Origin of the sequence: Ramlibacter cellulosilyticus, from assembly GCF_014297465.1 — a bacterium.
Lineage (GTDB): Bacteria > Pseudomonadota > Gammaproteobacteria > Burkholderiales > Burkholderiaceae_C > Ramlibacter > Ramlibacter cellulosilyticus.
The window spans coordinates 20420-38418 of record NZ_JACORT010000017.1; the positions used below are offsets into that span (position 1 = coordinate 20420).

Consider the following 17999-nt stretch of genomic DNA (forward strand, 5'->3'; position numbering starts at 1 on the left):
ACAACGCTGGGGTCGCCTGCGGCGAACCCAGCCTACGGCCGCGACGGGCCGCCGGTTGCGGTGAGCGAAGCGAACTGGAGGCTGGGTTGCGCGCAGCGCACCGTAGGCTGGGTTGCGCGAAGCGCACCCCAGCATGGTCCCTACCCCACCCGCACCCCCACCTTCGCACCCGCGGCCACGATCTCCTTCCACGTCTGCTCGTCCAGCGCGATGCCTTCCGCCTCGCGCTCGCGCCGCGCCTTGCGCTCCGGCTCGCCGGCCAGCAGCACGCCGTCGCTGCCCGGCGCCGGCGGGCTCTGCCGCAGCCAGTCGACGAAGGCGATCGCCTCGCTTTCGAAGCTCGCCTGCGTGCCCAGCTTGCGCGGGTCGACGACGACGGTGAACATGCCGTTGATCACGGCGCGCTTGTCGTCGGCGGGACGATGCCAGGTGCCGCTGCCCGTGAGCGCGCCACCGAGCAGCTCGCAGGCGACGGCCATGCCGTAGCCCTTGTGTTCGCCGAAGGCGAGCAGCGCGCCGAACATCCCGCCCGGCTGCGGCACGACCACCACGCCCGGGTTGGTCGTGGGGCGGCCCTTCTCGTCGATCAGGTAGCCGGGCTCCACCTGCCGGCCTTCGTTGTGCGCGACGCGCATCTTGCCCTGGGCCACGCGGCTCGTGGCGAAGTCCAGCACGAAGGGCGCGCGTCCGGCCAGCGGGATGCCGACGCAGAACGGGTTGGTGCCGTAGCGCCCGTCGCCGCCGCCGAAAGGCGCGACCACGGGCCGCGACTGCACGTTGACGAAGTGGATGGAGACGAGCCCCCGCTCCACCGCCATCTCGGCGAAGTGGCCGATGCGCCCCAGGTGGTGCGCGTTCGCGAGCGTCATCACGCAGCTGCCGGTGTCCTGCGCGCGCTCCAGCGCGCGCTGCATCGCCTGCTCGCCGACCACCTGGCCGTAGCCGCGGCGCCCGTCGAGCGCCAGCATGCTGCCGCCGTCGAACTTCACATCGATGCTCGCGTTCGGCTTCAGCCCGCCTTCCAGCACCGCCTCCACGTAGCGCGGCACCATGCCGACGCCATGCGAGTCGTGCCCGCTCAGGTTGGCGAGCACCAGGTTGTCGGCGACCGCCTGCGCCTCCTGCGGCGCGCTGCCCGCGGCCGTGACGATGGACGACACCGTGGCGCGCAGTTGCGCGGCCGTGAACTTCCTTGCCATGTTGTTCCCGTCTCCCTTTACATCACCGCGCCGACTTGCCACGGCACGAATTCGTTCTGGCCGTAGCCATGCTGTTCGCTCTTGCTGCGCTCGCCCGACGCGGTGGCCAGCACGAGGCGGAAGATGCGCTCGCCCATCTCCTGGATCGACGCCTTGCCGTCGATGATCTCGCCGCAGTTGATGTCCATGTCCTCCTCCTGCCGCTGCCACAGCGCGGAGTTGGTCGCGAGCTTGAGCGAAGGCGAGGGCGCGCAGCCGTAGGCGGAGCCCCGGCCGGTGGTGAAGCAGATCATGTTGGCGCCGCCGGCCACCTGCCCCGTGGCGCTCACCGGGTCGTAGCCGGGCGTGTCCATGTAGACGAAGCCGTGCGCCGTCACCGGCTCGGCGTATTCGTAGACGGCCTGCAGGTTGGTGGTGCCCCCCTTGGCGACCGCGCCCAGCGACTTCTCGAGGATGGTCGTCAGGCCGCCTGCCTTGTTGCCGGGCGAGGGATTGTTGTTCATCTCGCCTTCGTTGACCCGGGTGTAGTGCTCCCACCAGCGGATGCGCGAGATCAGCTTCTCGCCGACGTCGCGGTGCACGGCGCGGCGCGTGAGCAGGTGCTCGGCGCCGTAGATCTCCGGCGTCTCGGAGAGGATGGCCGTGCCGCCGTGCGCGACCAGCAGGTCCACCGCCGCGCCCAGCGCCGGGTTGGCGCTGATGCCGGAATAGCCGTCGGAGCCGCCGCACTGCAGGCCGATGGTGATGTGCGAGGCGCTGCAGGGCTCGCGCTTCACGCGGTTCGCGGCGGGCAGCATCTCCTTCACCAGGGCGATGCCTTTCTCCACCGTGCGGCGGGTGCCGCCCGTGTCCTGGATGTTGAACACCTGCAGCGTCTCGCCTTCGCGCAGGCTGCTGTGCGCCAGCCAGGCGTTGATCTGGTTCGCCTCGCAGCCGAGGCCCACGACCACGACGGCCGCGAAGTTCGCGTGGGTCGCGTAGCCCGCGAGCGTGCGCTCCAGGATCTGCATGCCCAGCCCTTCGGTGTCCATGCCGCAGCCGGTGCCGTGCGTGAGCGCGACCACGCCGTCGACGTTGGGGAAGGCTTCCAGCGCGCGCGGGTTCGTCTGCCGCGAGAAGTGGTCGGCGATGGCGCGCGCGGCGGTCGCGGAGCAGTTCACGCTGGAGAGGATGCCGATGTAGTTGCGCGTCGCGACGCGGCCGTCGGGCCGCTGGATGCCCATGAAGGTCGCTTCGCGCCTGGCCGCTTCCGGCTTCACGTCGGCGCCGAAGGCGTAGTCGCGCTCGAAGTCGCCCATCACGAGGTTGTGCGTGTGCACGTGCTCGCCGGCGGCGATGGGCTTGCTGGCGAAGCCGATGATCTGGTTGTAGCGCCGCACGGGCTGGCCGGCGGCGATGTCGCGCATGGCGATCTTGTGGCCCGGGGGGATCAGGCCGCGCGCGGTGACGTTCTCGACCTGCGTGCCGCCCACGAGCTGCGTGCGGGCGATGAGGACGTCGTCGGCGGGGTGGAGGCGGATGAAGGGGGTCATGGGGGCTCCATCGGTGGGGTTCGGCGCTTCGCTTCCTCACCGCCACCCTACAGGGGGTCTTGTAGGGTGGTGGTGAGCGAAGCGAACCCCACCGTTCGATCTCAATAGAACAGTTTAGGCAACCACAGCACCGTCTTGGGCATGTACGTGATCACCACCAGCGACACCAGCAGCGGGATCAGCCACGGCAGGATCGCGACGGTCGTGCGTTCCACCGACAGCTTGGCCACGCGAGCCAGCACGAACAGCACCATGCCCATGGGGGGGTGCAGCAGGCCGATCATCAGGTTCAGTACCATCACCAGGCCGAAGTGCACGGGGTCGATGCCCAGCTGCTGGCAGATGGGCAGCAGGATGGGCACGAGGATGGTGATGGCGGCCGTGGGTTCCAGGAAGCAACCGACGAACAGCATCAGCAGGTTGGCGAGCAGCAGGAACACCCAGGGCTCGCGCGTGAAGCCCAGCACCCACGAGGAGATCGCCGTCGTGACGCCCGTCGCGGTGAGCATCCAGCCGAAGATGCTGGCCGCCGCCACGATGAACAGCACCGTCGCCGTGGTCTCCACCGTGTCCAGGCAGACCTTCACGAACATCTTCCAGGTCAGCGTGCGGTACCACGCGAGGCCCAGCACCATCGCCCAGATGCAGGCGGCGATCGCGCCTTCGGTGGGCGTGAACAGGCCGGTGGTCATGCCGCCGATCAGCAGCACGGGCGTCATGATCGGCAGCACGGCCTGGAAGCGGAAATACCAGTCCGCGAGGAACAGCGCGACGAGGCCGGTCAGCACCGTGGCCTGCGCGGGCAGGCCGGCCTTGGTGACCAGCAGCCACAGCACGAACGGCCAGCCGAGCACGATCGCCAGTTCGGCCAGCGCCTTCAGCACGCGCGGCCACTCGAACTTGACGTCCGCGCCCCAGCCGTTCTTGTGCGCGTACCAGGCGACGGTCAGCATCATCAGCACCGCCATGAACACGCCGGGCAGGATGCCGGCGAGGAAGAGCGCGCCGACGCTGACGTTGGCCATCATCCCGTAGATCACGAAGGGCAGCGACGGCGGGATGATGGGCCCCAGCGTGGCCGAGGCCGCGGTGACGCCCACCGCGAACTCCGTGCCGTAGCCGTGGTCCTTCATGGCCTTGATCTCGATGGTGCCCAGGCCGGCCGCGTCGGCGATCGCCGCGCCGCTCATGCCGGCGAAGACCACCGAGCCGACCACGTTCACGTGGCCGAGCCCGCCCTTCAGCCATCCGACGAGGGCGAGCGCGAAGTTGTAGATGCGGTTGGTGATGCCGGCGTTGTTCATCAGGTTGCCGGCGAGGATGAAGAAAGGCACGGCCAGCAGCGGGAAGCTGTCGATGCCGCTCACCATGCGGTGGATCACCACGAAGGGCGGCAGGTTGCCGCTCATGAGGATGAACAGCAGCGACGCGCCGGCCATGGCGATGGCGACGGGGATGCCGCCGGCCATCAGGGCGAGGAAGAGGACCTTGAGCATGGGTCTAGCGGTCGTCCATCGAGGATTCGGGGCGTTCCAGCACGGAGTAGCCGCGCTTCAGGTGCGTGCGCATCACCATCACCGAGCGGACGGTCATGGCGGCGAAGGCGACGAGGCAGATGCCGTACACCCAGTTCATGGGGAGGTCGATCATGGTCATGCGCGACGACGAGCCGAGCTTGTCCATCATCAGCCAGGTGAGCACCACCGCGGCGGCGAAGAACGCGATGCGCACGATGTCCACCAGGGTGGCCATCGCCCGCGCCGCCGGCGCCGGCAGGAAGCGGTAGCAGAAGTCGACCTGGATGTGGTTGTTGCGCACCACGCCCATCACCGCGCCCGTGAAGACGGTGGCGATGAGCAGGTAGCGCGCGATCTCCTCCGTCCACGCGGCCGAGTCGTTCAGCACGTAGCGCGTGAAGAACTGGTAGAAGACCACGGCGCCGAGGATCCAGAAGAACACCAGGGCCACCCAGGCCTCGGGCGGGGTGCCGGAGAGGTCCACCGCTTCGTCCTGCGCGTGGAACTCGCCGTCGTCGCCCATCACCTTGGGCAGGTCGTCGATCGTGGTGGTGGTGGTGTTCATCCGGATCCGGGCCCTTCCTTACTTGATCGCCTGGATGCGGTCGTAGTCGGCCTGGCGGTAGCCGTGGTCCGTGGGCTTGGTGGCCTTCAGCACGGCTTCGCGGAAGGCGTTCTTGTCCACCACGATCACGTTGTTGCCCTTCTTCTTGAACTCGTCGACCAGGCGCGCCTCGGAAGCGACGATCTCGCGCCCGGTCTTGTCCGCGGCCTCCTGCATCACCTCGGTGAAGATCTTCTTGTCGGCGTCGGACAGCTTGCTCCAGGTGCTGCCGGACACCACGGTCAGCAGCGAGTCGACGATGTGGCCGGTGAGCGAGATGTTCTTCTGCACCTCGAAGAACTTCTTCGCCTCGATGGTGGGCAGCGGGTTTTCCTGCGCGTCGACGGTGCCGTTCTGCAGCGCCAGGTAGACCTCGGCGAAGGCGATGGGCGTGGGGTTGGCGCCCAGCGACTTGGGGAAGGCCAGGTAGGCCGGGGCGTCGGGCACGCGGATCTTCAGGCCCTTCATGTCCTCGGGCTTGCTCACCGCCTTGTTGGACGTGACGTGGCGCGCGCCATAGTAGTTGAGGGCCACGATGTGGTTGCCGCTCGCCTTGTCGTAGCCGGCGGCCAGCTCCCTGAAGACGTCGCTCTTCGCGTACTTCAGCTGGTGCTCGGCGTCGCGGAAGATGAAGGGGAAGTAGGAGATGGCGAGCGGCTGGTAGCTGCGCGCGGCGAAGCTGGCGCCGGTGAGCACGATGTCCACGGTGCCCAGCTGCAGGCCCTGGTTGATGTCGCTTTCCTTGCCGAGCGTCGAGGCCGGGAACACCTGCACCTCGTAGCGCCCGTTGGTGCGCTTCTTGATCTCGTCGCCGGCCCAGACGGACCACTTGTGGAAGGGCTCGGAGGTCTCGTAGACGTGGGCCCACTTCAGCTTCGTCTGCGCGAAGGCGGGGCCGGCAGCCGCGGCGGCGAGCGCGCACGCGGCGATCAGCTTCAGGGTCAGGCGTTTGCTCATGTTGTCTCCTTCGGTGGTGGATCAGGGGGTGTTCGCGCGTTTCCAGCTCGCGCTGTAGCGGCCGGTCGCCTTCTTCAGGTGCTGCTGCATGGCACGGCGCGCGCCTTCGGCGTCGCGCCCGCGGATCGCCTCCAGCACCGCGGCGTGCTCGCCGATGGCCGCGGTCCAGGAGGCGGGCGTCTCGAAATAGTCGCCCAGGCGCTCGAACACCGGGCCGTGGCGCGCGCTCCAGAAGCTGCGCACGGTGTCCGCGAGGACCTCGTTGCCGCAAGCCTGCGCGATCGCGTTGTGGAAGGCCTCGTCGCCTTCGCGCGGTTCGACGTTGGCGGCCACATCCTCGCGCATGCGCTCCAGCGCCGCGGCCATCTCCGCGACCTGCGGCTTGCGGGCGTGCCGTGCGGCCAGCGCCGCGACTTCGGCTTCCACCAGTTCGCGGGCCTGCATCACCTGCAACGGCCCCCAGTCGGCGCCGCTTGCGGCGGCCTGGCGCGTGGCGATCGCACCGCTGCGGCGGCGCGCTTCCTGCACGTAGATGCCGGAGCCGATGCGCACCTCGACCCAGCCTTCGACCTCGAGCGCGATGAGCGCTTCCCGCACCGAAGGCCGGCTCACGCCGAGCTGCCTGGCGAGGTCCCGCTCCGCCGGCAGCCGCGTGCCGGCGACGAACTCGCCGCCCGCGATGAGGCCACGCAGCTGCTCCGCGATCTGGCGGTAGAGGCGGCTGGTCTCGACGGTCTGCAGGGGCATGGACTAGTGTTAGGGGTTAGGGGCTAGGGGCTAGGGGCTAGGGGCTAGGGGCTAGGGGCTAGGGTTGTTGCTGACTGGCCAAGTGGTCAGGCCAATTACTATCCGGCCCGAAGCCTTCGGAATGCATCGGGGTGTTCCCCTAGCCCCTGGCCCCTCATCTCTAGCCCCTACGAAGGAGCACGAAGTGCGACTGCAGAACAAGACCGCCCTCGTCACCGCCGCCGGACAGGGCATCGGCCGCGCCAGCGCGCTCGCGCTCGCGGCCGAAGGCGCGCAGGTGTGGGCCACGGACGTGAACCCGCGCCTGCTCGATGGCTACGAAGGCGTGCCCAACGTGCGCTGCGTGCAGCTCGACGTGCTGGACAAGGACGCGATCGGGCGCGTGATCGCGGCCATGCCCGCCATCGACGTCCTCTTCAACTGCGCGGGCTTCGTGCACGGCGGCACCGTGCTGCAGGCCAGCGACGAGGAGTGGAACTTCGCCCTCAACCTCAACGTGCGGGCGCAGTTCTGGGCGATCCAGGCCGCGCTGCCGCGCATGCTGCAGAACAAGGGCGGGCAGGGCGCCGGCAGCATCATCAACATGGCCAGCGTGTGCAGCAGCATCAAGGGCCTGCCCAACCGCTTCATCTACGGCACGACCAAGGCCGCCGTGATCGGCCTGACCAAGAGCGTGGCCGCCGACTACGTGGCCAACGGCATCCGCTGCAACGCGATCTGCCCCGGCACCGTCGACACGCCTTCGCTGCAGGACCGGATCAACGCGAACGCCGACCCGGAAGCCGCGCGCAAGGCCTTCATCGCCCGCCAGCCCATGGGGCGGCTCGCCACCGCGGAAGAGATCGCGCCGCTGGTGGTGTACCTCGCGAGCGAGGAGTCGGTGTTCGTCACCGGCCAGGCCTATGCGGTCGACGGAGGCATCACGCTATGAACCAGCTCGATTTCCAGGGGCGGCACGCCATCGTCACCGGCGGCGCCGCGGGGCTCGGCCTCGCGATCGCGCAGCGCCTGCTCGCCTCGGGCGGCAGCGTGTCGCTGTGGGACCGCGACCAGGCCGCGGGCCGGCAGGCGGCCGAGCGCCTGGGCGCCAGCGCCACGTTCGTGCAGGTGGACGTGGCCGACGAGACGTCCGTGCGCGAGGCGCTGCAGTCCACCGTGCGCCGCAGCCGGCGCATCGATGCGCTGGTGAACGGTGCCGGCATCACCGGCCCGAACGTGAAACTGTGGGAATACCCGCTCGGCTCGTGGCGCCAGGTGATGGACGTGAACCTCACGGGCCTGTTCCTCTGTTGCCGCGAAGTGGTGCCGGTGATGCGCGAGGCGAACTACGGCCGCATCGTCAACATCGCTTCGGTCGCGGGCAAGGACGGCAACCCGAACGCCAGCGCGTACAGCGCGAGCAAGGCCGCCGTGATCGCGCTGACCAAGTCGCTCGGCAAGGAGCTGGCCGACGGCGGCGTGCGCGTGAACTGCGTGACGCCCGCGGCCGTGAAGACGGCGATCTTCGACCAGATGACGGAGGAGCACATCGCCTTCATGCTTTCGAAGATCCCCATGGGCCGCTTCGGCACGCCCGAGGAAGTGGCGGCGATGGTGGCGTGGCTGTGCACCGAGGAATGCTCTTTCTCCACCGGCGCCACCTTCGACCTCTCCGGCGGCCGCGCCACCTACTGACAACAACGACCCCAAGGAAACCAACAATGAAACTGGTTCGCTACGGCAACCCGGGCCGCGAGAAGCCCGGCCTCATCGACGCCGACGGCAAGCTGCGCGACCTGAGCAGCATCGTCCCCGACATCGGCCCGGCGCAGCTCGGGCAGGTGGGGCTCGCGCGCATCCGCAAGGCCAACCCGGCCAGGCTGCCGCTGGTGCGCGGCAACCCGCGTTTCGCCTGCCCCGTGGCGCACGTGCCCAAGTTCATCGCGATCGGCCTGAACTACTCGGACCATGCCGCCGAATCGAACATGCCGATCCCCGCCGAGCCCATCGTGTTCATGAAGGCGACGAGCTGCATCCAGGGCGCGAACGACCCCGTGATGCTGCCGCGCGGCTCGGTCAAGACCGACTGGGAGGTGGAACTGGGCGTCGTGATCGGCACGCGCGCCCGCTACGTGCCTTCCAGCAAGGCACTGAACCACGTCGCCGGCTACACGGTGGTGAACGACGTGAGCGAGCGCGAATACCAGCTGGAGCGCGGCTCGCAGTGGGACAAGGGCAAGGGCTGCGACACCTTCGGCCCCATCGGGCCGTGGCTCGTCACGGCCGACGAGATCCCCAACGTGCAGCGCCTGGGCATGTGGCTGGACGTGAACGGCGAGCGCATGCAGACCGGCAACACGAAGACGATGATCTTCAACGTGGCCAAGATCGTGAGCTACTGCAGCCACTTCATGACGCTGGAACCCGGCGACGTGATCACCACCGGCACGCCGCCCGGCGTGGGCCTGGGCATGAAGCCGCCGAAGTACCTGAAGAAGGGCGACGTGATGACGCTCGGCATCGAGGGGCTGGGCGAGCAGCGGCAGCTGGTCGTGCCGTACAAGGCCTCGGCCTGACGCGGCCGGCGGCCGGCTGTCACAATCCGCCGGCCTCGCCCGTCTAGGCCGCATGGACTCCCACGACGCCACCTTCCACGCCCTGCGCCCCCGCCTGTTCGGCATCGCCTACCGCATGCTCGGCGTGCGCGCGGATGCCGAGGACGTCGTGCAGGATGCCTGGCTGCGCTGGAACGCCGCGGACACGGCCGCGCTGCAGTCCGCCGAAGCCTGGCTGGTGACGGTCGCCACGCGGCTCGCGATCGACCGCCTGCGCGCGGCGCGGCTGGAGCGCGAGAGCTACGTCGGCGAATGGCTGCCGGAGCCCATCGTGGAGCTGGACGAGCGCACGCCGGAAAGCATCGCCGAGCGGGCCGACGAGCTGTCGCTCGCCTTCCTGCACCTGCTGGAGCGCCTCGGTCCCGAGGAGCGCGCCGCCTACCTCCTGCGCCAGGCCTTCGACTACGACTACGGCGAGATCGCGGCCATGCTGGAGAAGAGCGAGGCGGCGATCCGGCAGGCCGTGCATCGTGCGACCGAGCGCCTGCGGCTGGAGCGGCCGCGGTTCGACGTGCCGCGCGAGACGCACGAGCAGTTGCTGCGCCGCTTCGTGGCCGCTGCATCCAGCGGTGACCGTGGCGCGATCCGCGCGCTGCTGGCGGACAACGTCTCCGCCATCGGCGACGGTGGCGGCAAGGTGCCGTCGGTGCCCGGCGGCATGCACGGCGCCGACCGCGTGGCGAACCTCTTCTGGGCCCACCACCTGCGGCTGGGCGAACGCATCGAATACCGCCTCGCCACCGTCAACGGCACGCCCGGCTTCCTGCGCATCATCGACGGCCAGGTGGAATCGGCGCAGGCCATCGTCACGGACGGCGAGCGCATCGTGCGGTTCTACGCGGTGCGCAATCCCGACAAGCTGGCGCGCATCGTCGTCGCGCCCTGAGCGCTGTCACACGCGCGCCGCGCGGTTCGTCTTGTGGATGGAAGCAGCGAGCTTCCGTACCGAACAGGAGAACCCCTTGGAGTCCCAGCCCCGCCTCGCCTACCAGGCCCTCGCCCCCCGTGCCACCCAGGCACTCGTCGCCTTTTCCCGCGCGGCCGCGTCCACGCTCGACCGCCGGCTGCACGAGCTCGTGAACCTGCGCATTTCGCAGGTCAACGGCTGCGCCTTCTGCATGGACATGCACGCGGCCGCGCTGCTGAAGATGGACGTCGACCCGCGCGCGCTGCACGTGCTGGCGGGCTGGCGCGAGGCGCACCGCTTCTTCGACGCGAAGGACCGCGCCGCGCTGGCCTGGGCCGAGGCGGTGAATGCCGTGCCGCACCGCAGCCCTTCCGACGCGGAGTTCGAGGAGGCCCGCCGGCATTTCCGCGACGAGGAGCTCGCCGAGCTGACCTTCGCCGTCGGCGCGATCCGCGCGTGGAACATGCTCAACGCGAGCTTCCACCTGCCGGTGCCGGCGAAGCCGTACGCGGTCGGCTAGCGGCGCGGGCATTGCGGTGCCGGCCGCCCGGTGCCATCCTGCGGCTTTCGCAGGACCGCCCACCATGCCCGACGCGAGCGACGCGCCCTTCACCCCGCCCGGCCTGGACCCCGGCCGCTACCAGCAGGCCTTCCCCGTGCTCACTGCTGCCGAGATCGCGCGCATCGAGCGCTTCGGGCAGGCGGTGGGCTTCCGGCGCGGCGAGCGCCTGTACGTCGCGGGTGAACCGGGCCCGGGGCTGTACCTCGTGCGCAAGGGCTCCGTCGCGGCGGTGCAGCGCGATTTCCTCGGCAGCCACGCGCAGGTCGCGCGGCACGGCCCGGGCCAGTTCACCGGCGAAGTCGGGCAGCTCTCCGGCGCGCCGGCCATGGTGGACGGCGTCGCCGAAGAGGACGTCGAGGCGCTGCTGCTGCCGCCCGGGCAGCTGCGCGCCCTGATCATCGCGGAGGCCGACCTGGGTGAGCGCATCGTTCGCGCGCTGATCCTGCGGCGCGTGGCCCTGCAGCAGCAGGGCGCCAGCAGCGTCGTGCTGGTCGGCAACCCGCGGGCCGCGGGCGTGGTGCGGCTGCAGAGCTTCCTGGACCGCAACGGTTTCCCCCACCACGTGCTCGACACCGGCCGCGATGCGCAGGCGCTGGCCTTGCACCAGCAGTCCGGCGCCGCGCCGGACGACGTGCTCGCCGTCTGCGCCGACGGCACGGTCCTGCGCAACCCCGGCGAGACCGAACTGGCCCGCTGCATCGGCATGGTGGACAGCGCGCCGCACGAGGAGCTGTTCGACGTGCTGGTGGTCGGCGCGGGGCCGGCCGGACTGGCGACGGCCGTGTATGCCGCCTCCGAAGGCCTGCGGGTGATGGTGCTGGACCGCCGCGCCTTCGGCGGGCAGGCGGGCGCCAGCGCGCGCATCGAGAACTACCTGGGCTTCCCCACGGGCATCTCGGGCCAGGCGCTGGCCGGCCGCGCCTTCGTGCAGGCGCAGAAGTTCGGCGCGCAGTTCCTGATCCCCGCGGAAGTCGCTTCCCTCGACTGCAGTGCGATGGAACGTGGCGAGCTCGGCGTGCGGCTCGCCGACGGACGCCGGCTGCGGGCGCGCACCGTCGTCGTGGCGAGCGGCGCGCGCTACCGCCGTCCTTCCGTGCCGCGCCTCGGCGAGTTCGAGGGGCGCGGCGTCTGGTACTGGGCCTCCGCGCTGGAAGCGCAGATGTGCAGCGGCTCGGAAGTGGCGCTCGTGGGCGGCGGCAATTCGGCGGGCCAGGCCGCCGTGTTCCTGTCGGGGCACGCGGCGCCCGTGCACATGCTCGTGCGCGGACCCGGCCTGGCGGCGAGCATGTCGCGCTACCTGATCGACCGCATCGAAGGGATCCCCAACATCCACCTGCGCCCGCACACGCAGGTCAGCGCGCTGCAGGGCGACCCCGTCGCCGGGCTCACCGGCGTGCGCTGGCGGCACCGTTCCGATGGCGAGCAGGAAACGCCGGTGCGCAACCTCTTCCTCTTCCTCGGTGCCGATCCGGACACCGAGTGGCTGCGCCATTGCGGGGTGGACCTCGACGCGCAGGGCTTCGTGCGCACGGGCGATGCCGTGGCCCCGCCGGGCACGCGCCGCGCGGCACTGGAGGCGAGCGTGCCGGGCGTGTTCGCCGTGGGCGACGTGCGCAGCGGTTCGGTCAAGCGCGTGGGCGGCGCGATCGGCGAGGGCGCCGCGGCGGTGGCGATGATCCACCAGCGGCTGGCGCAGCCTGCCTAGCGGGCGGGCTTGCTTCAGGCGTACAGCGCGGCGCCCGCCTCCCGCACGCGCCGCGCGCCGTCTTCGCCGAGCGCGCGCACGACCGGCTCCCACAGGCTCGCGTACGGCGGCAGCTCGCCGGGCGGGAAGCTCGTGTGGGGCCAGTCGCTGCCCCAGACCATGCGGTCGTCGAACAACGCGGCCGCGCGGCGCACCAGCGGGTGCAGTGCGCCGTACGGCGCCTGCGCCTGCAGCCGGTACCAGCCCGAGAGCTTGATCCAGGCGCCGCCCGCCGCCAGCGTGCGCAGGACTTCCCAGGTACCGTCGCTGGCGGCGTGGGCAGGCGTCAGGCCAGCCAGGTGGTCCAGCACGAACGGCAGCGCGTGGACGGCCTGCCACTGCGCGAGCTGCTCGAGCAACGCAGGGTGCACGTACCACTGCACGTGCCAGCCCCGGCTGCGCAGGAAGGGCGCGATGCGCGCCAGCGCGGGTGCCACGTCATCGCGCGCGCTGCCCACGGGCGAGACGAGGTTGAAGCGAATGCCGCGCACGCCGGCAGCGTGCATCGCGTCGAGCTCGGCCTGCGCTTCATCGCCGCGCACCACCACGACGCCGCGGTGGCGTCCGTGCGAAGCGCGCAGCGCCTCCAGCAGGAGCGTGTTGTCGCTGCCGTAGACGCTGGGCTGCACCAGCACGAGGTGTCCGCAGCCATGCGCCTGCGCCAGGCCCTCGATCTCGGCGAGCGGCCGCGCGACGGGGCGGTAGTGCGCGCCGGCCGCGGCGGCGCCGGCGTCGAAGACATGCACGTGGGCATCCCAGCCCGGTGCCGGATGCGCAACAGCGGCCATCAACCCAGGACGATGTTGCGCTCGCGGACCACGCGCGCCCACTGCGCCTGCTGCTGCTTCAGGAAGGCCGCGGCTTCGGCGGGGCCGCCGCTGAAAGGCTCGCCGCTCAGGGCGCGCACGCGCCCCAGCACCTCCGGCTCGGCCATCGCCTGCGCGATGGCTTTCGCGAGCCGCTCGCGCACCGGCGCGGGCGTGCCGGCCGGCGCGAGCACGGGGTTCCATTCCAGCACTTCGTAGCCGGGAACGCCGGCTTCCTGCATCGTCGGCACGTCGGGCAGCGCGCGGGCGCGCCGCAGGCTGGTGGCAGCCATCGGACGCAGCTTGCCGGCCTGGATGTGTCCCAGGGAAGACGCCACGTTGGCGAAGAACAGCGGCACCTGCCCCGCGATGACGTCGTTCATGGCGGGGCCACCGCCCTTGTAGGGCACGTGCTGCAGCTTCACGCCGGCACGATCCTCGAACAGTGCTCCCGCCAGGTGCTGCGCCGAGCCGTTGCCGGAAGAGGCGTAGGAGATGCTGCCCGGTTGCGCCTTGGCAGCGCGGATCAGGTCCCGCACCGTCTTCGCTTCGAACGACGGGTTGCACACCAGCACGTTGGGGAACAGCGCCAGCACCGCGAGCGGCGCGAACGCGGTGTTGGTGTCGTAAGGCAGCTTCGCATAGAGCGAGGGATTCACGGCGAACGACGACGCGTCCAGCAGCAGCTGCGTGCCGTCGGGCGTCGCGCGCGCGACCTGGCCGGCGGCGATCTGCCCGCCGGCGCCCGGCCGGTTGTCCACGACCACCGTCTGCCCGAGGGCGCGGCCCATGTGCGGCGCGATCAGGCGCGCCATGAGGTCGGCGCCGCCGCCGGCGGCATACGACACCACGAGCGTGATCGTGCGGCCGCCCGCGATGGGCTCCTGCGCACGCGCGAGCAGCGGCGCGCCCAGGGTGGTTGCGGCGGCGGCGCGCAGCAGCGTGCGGCGGCGGGGGCTGAAGGCGTGTTGCATCGTGTCTCCTCGTGGCAGGACGTCAGGTGATCTGGACCGTGTAGTGGAAGGCGTGCGCGTCGCCGAGCGTGGTGCGCACTTCCACGCAGCGGCCGGCCACGTCGAAGGCGCGGCGCCCCACGCGCGCGCAAGGGTGTCCGGGCGCCAGTTCCAGGTGCGCGGCCTCGGACGCGGCGAGCGTGCCGAAGGCGATCGTGTCCGTGGCCCGCTGCACGTGCACGCCGCAGCGCTGCGCATACATGGGATAGAAGAGGGTGTCCCACTCGGCCGGGGGCAGGTCCGCAAGCGCGGCGAACAGCGGCAGCGGCAGCCAGAGGTCCTCGAGCAGGCAAGGCTTGCCGCCGAGCGAGCGCACGCGCGTGACGTGCAGCGCGGCGCCGCCGCGCTCGAGCGCGAGCTGCTCGGCCACCTCCGCCGGCGGCGTCGCCTTGCGCCGGCTCAGCACCCGCGACGCGGGCACTTCGCCCGAGGCGCCGCCGAAGCGGAAGAAGCGCAGCATGGGCGCGCCCGTCATCGCGGCCCGCACGAAAGTGCCGCGGCCGTGGATGCGCTCCACCACGCCTTGCGCGGCCAGCACTTCCAGCGCGCGGCGCAGCGTGGCCATTGCCACCCCTTGCTGCGCGGCCAGCACCTGCTCGGAGGGCAGCGCCGTGCCGGGCGGCCATTCGCCGGCGGCGATCCGCGTGCGCAGCTCCGCGGCGATGGCGGCGTAGCGGCTGAGGCCCTGGTGGTCCAGGGCGGCTTCGACGGGTGGCAAGTTCTAGTCCTCTAGAGGTCTGGAGGAGCGATTCTGGTCTTGTGCCTGGCAGGCCGGATGAGGGTTATCCCTTGGTTGCGCCCGTTTCGCGACCTGGGGAGCTCTCTCCAGGATCCGCACGACCGAATTCGTGCAAAATAGAACGACCGTTCGTTTTATTTTCCAGGAAATGTCCGTCACCGACCTGCCCCTCAAGCCCGCCCGCGCGCGGGAGGGCAAGGCCTTGCAGAAAGGCCAGCAGACCAAGGCGGCGATCGTGGATGCGGCCCTCGGCCTGGCCACACAGATCGGGCTGGAGGGGCTGTCCATCGGCGCCCTGGCCGAAGTCACGTCCATGAGCAAGTCGGGCGTCTTCGCCCACTTCGGCTCGCGCGAGGAGCTGCAGATCTCCGTGGTCCGCGAGTACCACCAGCGCTTCGAGCAGGAGGTGTTCTATCCCTCCCTGAGCGAACCGCGGGGCCTGCCGCGCCTGCGCGCGATGTTCGCCAACTGGATGAAGCGCACCTCGGTGGAGATCGACTCCGGCTGCATCTACATCAGCGGCGCCGTCGAATTCGACGACCGCCCCGGCCCCGTGCGCGACGCGCTGGCCTGGTCCGTGCAGACATGGCACGAGGCCATGAAGCGCGCCATCGCCATGGCCAAGGCCGAAGCGCACCTCGACGCCGGGACCGACGAGGAGCAGATGCTCTTCGAGATCCACGGCCTGATCCTCGCGCTGCACTACGAGGCGCGCTTCCTCAAGAACCCCGGTTCCATCGCCCGCGCCAACGCGGGTTTCGAAAACATCCTGCAGCGCTACGGCGCCGCAGCCTCGTCCCCCAAGTCCCGCAACGCCCGCGCGGCGAAGAGCAACAAGGAGTCCTGAGCCCATGCCCGTCTACAACCCGCCCCTGCGCGACATGCAGTTCGTCATCCACGAGGTGTTCAACGCCGTGGACGAACTCAAGGCCATCCCCAAGCACGCCGAGGTCGATGCGGACACGATCAACGCGGTGCTGGAAGAAGGCGGCAAGTTCGCCGCGGAAGTCACCTTCCCCCTGAACCGCATCGGCGACGAGCAGGGCTGCAAGCTGGACAAGGAAACGCACGAGGTCAAGACGCCCGACGGCTTCAAGGAGGCGTACGCCAGGTACGTCGAAGGCGGCTGGCCGGCGCTCTCCTGCGACCCCGAGTACGGCGGCCAGGGCCTGCCCTTCGTGCTGAACCAGTGCTTCTACGAAATGCTGAACAGCGCCAACCAGGCGTGGACGATGTACCCCGGCCTGTCGCACGGCGCGTACGAAGCGCTGCACGCGCACGGCACCGAAGAACAGAAGAAGACCTTCCTGCCCAAGCTGGTGTCCGGCGAGTGGACCGGCACGATGTGCCTGACCGAGCCGCACTGCGGCACCGACCTCGGCCTGCTGCGCACCAAGGCCGAACCGCAGGCGGACGGCACGTACAAGCTGACCGGCAACAAGATCTTCATCTCCGCCGGCGAGCACGACATGGCGGAGAACATCATCCACCTGGTGCTGGCCCGCCTGCCGGACGCGCCCCAGGGCAGCAAGGGCATCTCGCTGTTCCTCGTGCCGAAGTACAACGTCAACAAGGACGGCACGCTGGGTTCCCGCAACGGCATCTACTGCGGGGGCCTGGAGCACAAGATGGGCATCCACGGCAATGCCACCGCGCAGCTGGTGCTCGATGGCGCCGTCGGCACGCTGGTGGGCGAGCCGAACAAGGGCCTGCCCGCGATGTTCGTGATGATGAACGCCGCGCGCCTGGGCGTCGGCAACCAGTCGCTGGGCCTGACGGAAGTCGCGTACCAGAACGCGCTGGCCTACGCGAAGGAGCGCCTGCAGATGCGCTCGCTGTCCGGCCCCAAGGCCAAGGACAAGCCCGCCGACCCGATCATCGTGCACCCCGACGTGCGCAAGATGCTGCTGACGGCCAAGGCCTATGCCGAAGGCGGCCGCGCGCTCGCCATCTTCTGCACGCTGCTGCTGGACAAGGAGCTGCACCATCCCGACGCGAAGGTGCGCAAGGACAGCGAGGAAATCGTCGCGCTGCTCACGCCCATCGTGAAGGCCTTCCTCACCGACAATGGCCACATCGCCACCAACGCCTGCATGCAGGTCTTCGGCGGCCACGGCTACATCGCCGAGTGGGGCATGGAGCAGTTCGTGCGCGACAACCGCATCAACATGATCTACGAGGGCACGAACACCGTGCAGTCGCTGGACCTGCTGGGGCGCAAGGTGCTGGGCAACCAGGGCGCCACGCTGAAGAAGTTCGGCAAGCTCGTCGCGCAGCTGGTGGAAGAGGAAGGCGTGAACGAGAAGATGGCGGAGTTCATCAACCCCATCGCCTACCTCGGCGACCAGATGACCAAGTTCACCACCGAGCTCGGTTTCAAGGGCTTCCAGAACCCCGACGAAGTGGGTGCCGCCGCGGTGGACTACCTGCGCGTGCTGGGCCACCTGGTGTTCGGCTACATGTGGGCGCGCATGGCGCAGGTGGCGATCAGGCAGATCGAGGCCGGCAACACCGACCCGTTCTACCAGGCCAAGCTGCAGACCGCGCGCTTCTACTTCGCGCGCCTGTTCCCCGAGACGGCGTCGCTGATGCGCACGGCGCGCGCGGGCGTCTCGAACCTTCTCGACACCGACGCGGCCCTGGCATGAAAGCCCTCCTCGTCCTGGGCGCGGCCGCCTTCGCGGCCGGCGCGTTCGCCCAGGTGACCCCCGTGGGCACCTGGCGCAGCATCGACGACAAGACCGGGGAGGCGAAAGCCGAGATCCGCATTACGGAGAGCGGCGGCGTGCTCACCGGCCGCATCGAGAAGTCGCTGAAGAAGGACACGAAGCCCGACGCCGTGTGCGACGAGTGCAGGGACGAGCGCAAGGGCAAGCCCATCGCGGGCCTCGAGATCATCCGCGGCGCGAAGAAGGCCGAAGGCCAGGACGTGTGGGAGCACGGCAAGATCCTCGACCCGGAGAACGGCAAGGAATACACGCTGCGCCTCGCGCCGGTGGACGGCGGCCAGAAGCTGCAGGTGCGCGGCTACCTCGGTCCCTTCTATCGCACGCAGACCTGGGTGCGGGTGCAGTAAGC

Annotated in this window: 18 protein-coding genes; 9 read left to right on the forward strand and 9 right to left on the reverse strand. The window is 70.0% G+C overall.

Annotated elements, in window-relative coordinates:
- Window positions 1-140 precede the first annotated feature (140 nt).
- From H8N03_RS25435 to H8N03_RS25460, 6 genes are all read right to left on the reverse strand, one after another.
- Window positions 141-1199, reverse strand: coding sequence for a malate/lactate/ureidoglycolate dehydrogenase (locus H8N03_RS25435; RefSeq protein WP_187079050.1), 1059 nt, complete (start codon window positions 1197-1199; stop codon window positions 141-143).
- Window positions 1200-1216: 17 nt separating this feature from the next.
- Entirely contained in the window at window positions 1217-2731 is a 1515-nt protein-coding gene (locus H8N03_RS25440) for a UxaA family hydrolase (protein ID WP_187079051.1), read from the reverse strand.
- 101 nt (window positions 2732-2832) lie between these two features.
- Entirely contained in the window at window positions 2833-4227 is a 1395-nt protein-coding gene (locus H8N03_RS25445) for a TRAP transporter large permease (protein WP_187079052.1), read from the reverse strand.
- Between the two features lie 4 nt (window positions 4228-4231).
- A complete protein-coding gene (locus H8N03_RS25450) occupies window positions 4232-4813 on the reverse strand; it encodes a TRAP transporter small permease (RefSeq protein WP_187079053.1) in 582 nt (193 codons plus the stop codon).
- A gap of 18 nt (window positions 4814-4831) precedes the next feature.
- A complete protein-coding gene (locus H8N03_RS25455; protein WP_187079054.1) occupies window positions 4832-5809 on the reverse strand; it encodes a sialic acid TRAP transporter substrate-binding protein SiaP in 978 nt (325 codons plus the stop codon).
- A gap of 21 nt (window positions 5810-5830) precedes the next feature.
- A complete protein-coding gene (locus H8N03_RS25460; protein WP_187079055.1) occupies window positions 5831-6556 on the reverse strand; it encodes a FadR/GntR family transcriptional regulator in 726 nt (241 codons plus the stop codon).
- Window positions 6557-6740: 184 nt separating this feature from the next.
- Here H8N03_RS25460 and H8N03_RS25465 point away from each other — a divergent pair, with 184 nt between their 5' ends.
- The 6 genes from H8N03_RS25465 to H8N03_RS25490 all read left to right on the forward strand — a co-directional run bounded on the left by H8N03_RS25465 (window position 6741) and on the right by H8N03_RS25490 (window position 12324).
- A complete protein-coding gene (locus H8N03_RS25465) occupies window positions 6741-7487 on the forward strand; it encodes an SDR family oxidoreductase (RefSeq protein WP_187079056.1) in 747 nt (248 codons plus the stop codon).
- Window positions 7484-8230, forward strand: a complete 747-nt coding sequence (locus H8N03_RS25470) for an SDR family NAD(P)-dependent oxidoreductase (RefSeq protein ID WP_187079057.1) — start codon at window positions 7484-7486, stop codon at window positions 8228-8230. Before H8N03_RS25465 ends, H8N03_RS25470 begins: the two co-directional genes overlap by 4 nt.
- 26 nt (window positions 8231-8256) lie before the next feature.
- Window positions 8257-9111 carry a fumarylacetoacetate hydrolase family protein gene (locus H8N03_RS25475; RefSeq protein WP_187079058.1) on the forward strand — a complete coding sequence of 285 codons (855 nt, stop codon included), beginning with the start codon at window positions 8257-8259 and terminating at the stop codon, window positions 9109-9111.
- 52 nt (window positions 9112-9163) lie between these two features.
- The gene (locus tag H8N03_RS25480; protein ID WP_187079059.1) at window positions 9164-10036 is read left to right on the forward strand and encodes an RNA polymerase sigma-70 factor; all 873 of its coding nucleotides are present in this window, start codon (window positions 9164-9166) and stop codon (window positions 10034-10036) included.
- A gap of 76 nt (window positions 10037-10112) precedes the next feature.
- Window positions 10113-10577 carry a carboxymuconolactone decarboxylase family protein gene (locus H8N03_RS25485; protein ID WP_255428399.1) on the forward strand — a complete coding sequence of 155 codons (465 nt, stop codon included), beginning with the start codon at window positions 10113-10115 and terminating at the stop codon, window positions 10575-10577.
- A 64-nt stretch (window positions 10578-10641) separates the two neighbouring features.
- Window positions 10642-12324, forward strand: a complete 1683-nt coding sequence (locus H8N03_RS25490; protein WP_187079061.1) for an FAD-dependent oxidoreductase — start codon at window positions 10642-10644, stop codon at window positions 12322-12324.
- Window positions 12325-12338: 14 nt separating this feature from the next.
- Here the strand turns inward: H8N03_RS25490 and H8N03_RS25495 are convergent, their stop codons facing one another.
- Genes H8N03_RS25495 through H8N03_RS25505 form a run of 3 tightly spaced genes read right to left on the reverse strand, consistent with a single transcriptional unit; the run spans window position 12339 to window position 14900 of the window.
- Window positions 12339-13151: an amidohydrolase family protein gene (locus H8N03_RS25495; RefSeq protein ID WP_187079062.1), complete on the reverse strand. Its 813-nt coding sequence runs from the start codon at window positions 13149-13151 to the stop codon at window positions 12339-12341.
- On the reverse strand, window positions 13151-14143 hold the full coding sequence (locus tag H8N03_RS25500; RefSeq protein ID WP_187079063.1) for a tripartite tricarboxylate transporter substrate binding protein: 993 nt from the start codon (window positions 14141-14143) through the stop codon (window positions 13151-13153). The genes H8N03_RS25495 and H8N03_RS25500 overlap by 1 nt, the downstream gene beginning before the upstream one ends.
- A gap of 22 nt (window positions 14144-14165) precedes the next feature.
- Entirely contained in the window at window positions 14166-14900 is a 735-nt protein-coding gene (locus H8N03_RS25505; protein WP_187079064.1) for a GntR family transcriptional regulator, read from the reverse strand.
- A 169-nt stretch (window positions 14901-15069) separates the two neighbouring features.
- Between H8N03_RS25505 and H8N03_RS25510 the strand changes: the two genes are divergently transcribed.
- Genes H8N03_RS25510 through H8N03_RS25520 form a run of 3 tightly spaced genes read left to right on the forward strand, consistent with a single transcriptional unit; the run spans window position 15070 to window position 17997 of the window.
- Window positions 15070-15768 (forward strand): TetR/AcrR family transcriptional regulator, encoded by a 699-nt coding sequence (locus tag H8N03_RS25510; protein WP_187079065.1) that lies wholly within the window; start codon window positions 15070-15072, stop codon window positions 15766-15768.
- A gap of 4 nt (window positions 15769-15772) precedes the next feature.
- Window positions 15773-17569, forward strand: a complete 1797-nt coding sequence (locus tag H8N03_RS25515; RefSeq protein WP_187079066.1) for an acyl-CoA dehydrogenase C-terminal domain-containing protein — start codon at window positions 15773-15775, stop codon at window positions 17567-17569.
- Window positions 17566-17997, forward strand: coding sequence for a DUF2147 domain-containing protein (locus H8N03_RS25520; protein ID WP_187079067.1), 432 nt, complete (start codon window positions 17566-17568; stop codon window positions 17995-17997). The genes H8N03_RS25515 and H8N03_RS25520 overlap by 4 nt, the downstream gene beginning before the upstream one ends.
- The last annotated feature ends 2 nt before the right edge of the window (window positions 17998-17999 follow it).

What these genes read in the sequence shown, in the direction of transcription:
- H8N03_RS25515 (WP_187079066.1), top strand. Translation starts at nt 15,773, where the DNA reads ATGCCCGTCTACAACCCGCCCCTGCGCGACATGCAGTTCGTCATCCAC.
- H8N03_RS25490 (WP_187079061.1), top strand. Translation starts at nt 10,642, where the DNA reads ATGCCCGACGCGAGCGACGCGCCCTTCACCCCGCCCGGCCTGGACCCC.
- H8N03_RS25495 (WP_187079062.1), bottom strand. Translation starts at nt 13,151, where the DNA reads ATGGCCGCTGTTGCGCATCCGGCACCGGGCTGGGATGCCCACGTGCAT.
- H8N03_RS25480 (WP_187079059.1), top strand. Translation starts at nt 9,164, where the DNA reads ATGGACTCCCACGACGCCACCTTCCACGCCCTGCGCCCCCGCCTGTTC.
- H8N03_RS25475 (WP_187079058.1), top strand. Translation starts at nt 8,257, where the DNA reads ATGAAACTGGTTCGCTACGGCAACCCGGGCCGCGAGAAGCCCGGCCTC.
- H8N03_RS25520 (WP_187079067.1), top strand. Translation starts at nt 17,566, where the DNA reads ATGAAAGCCCTCCTCGTCCTGGGCGCGGCCGCCTTCGCGGCCGGCGCG.
- H8N03_RS25470 (WP_187079057.1), top strand. Translation starts at nt 7,484, where the DNA reads ATGAACCAGCTCGATTTCCAGGGGCGGCACGCCATCGTCACCGGCGGC.
- H8N03_RS25450 (WP_187079053.1), bottom strand. Translation starts at nt 4,813, where the DNA reads ATGAACACCACCACCACCACGATCGACGACCTGCCCAAGGTGATGGGC.
- H8N03_RS25440 (WP_187079051.1), bottom strand. Translation starts at nt 2,731, where the DNA reads ATGACCCCCTTCATCCGCCTCCACCCCGCCGACGACGTCCTCATCGCC.
- H8N03_RS25455 (WP_187079054.1), bottom strand. Translation starts at nt 5,809, where the DNA reads ATGAGCAAACGCCTGACCCTGAAGCTGATCGCCGCGTGCGCGCTCGCC.
- H8N03_RS25500 (WP_187079063.1), bottom strand. Translation starts at nt 14,143, where the DNA reads ATGCAACACGCCTTCAGCCCCCGCCGCCGCACGCTGCTGCGCGCCGCC.
- H8N03_RS25510 (WP_187079065.1), top strand. Translation starts at nt 15,070, where the DNA reads ATGTCCGTCACCGACCTGCCCCTCAAGCCCGCCCGCGCGCGGGAGGGC.
- H8N03_RS25445 (WP_187079052.1), bottom strand. Translation starts at nt 4,227, where the DNA reads ATGCTCAAGGTCCTCTTCCTCGCCCTGATGGCCGGCGGCATCCCCGTC.
- H8N03_RS25435 (WP_187079050.1), bottom strand. Translation starts at nt 1,199, where the DNA reads ATGGCAAGGAAGTTCACGGCCGCGCAACTGCGCGCCACGGTGTCGTCC.
- H8N03_RS25460 (WP_187079055.1), bottom strand. Translation starts at nt 6,556, where the DNA reads ATGCCCCTGCAGACCGTCGAGACCAGCCGCCTCTACCGCCAGATCGCG.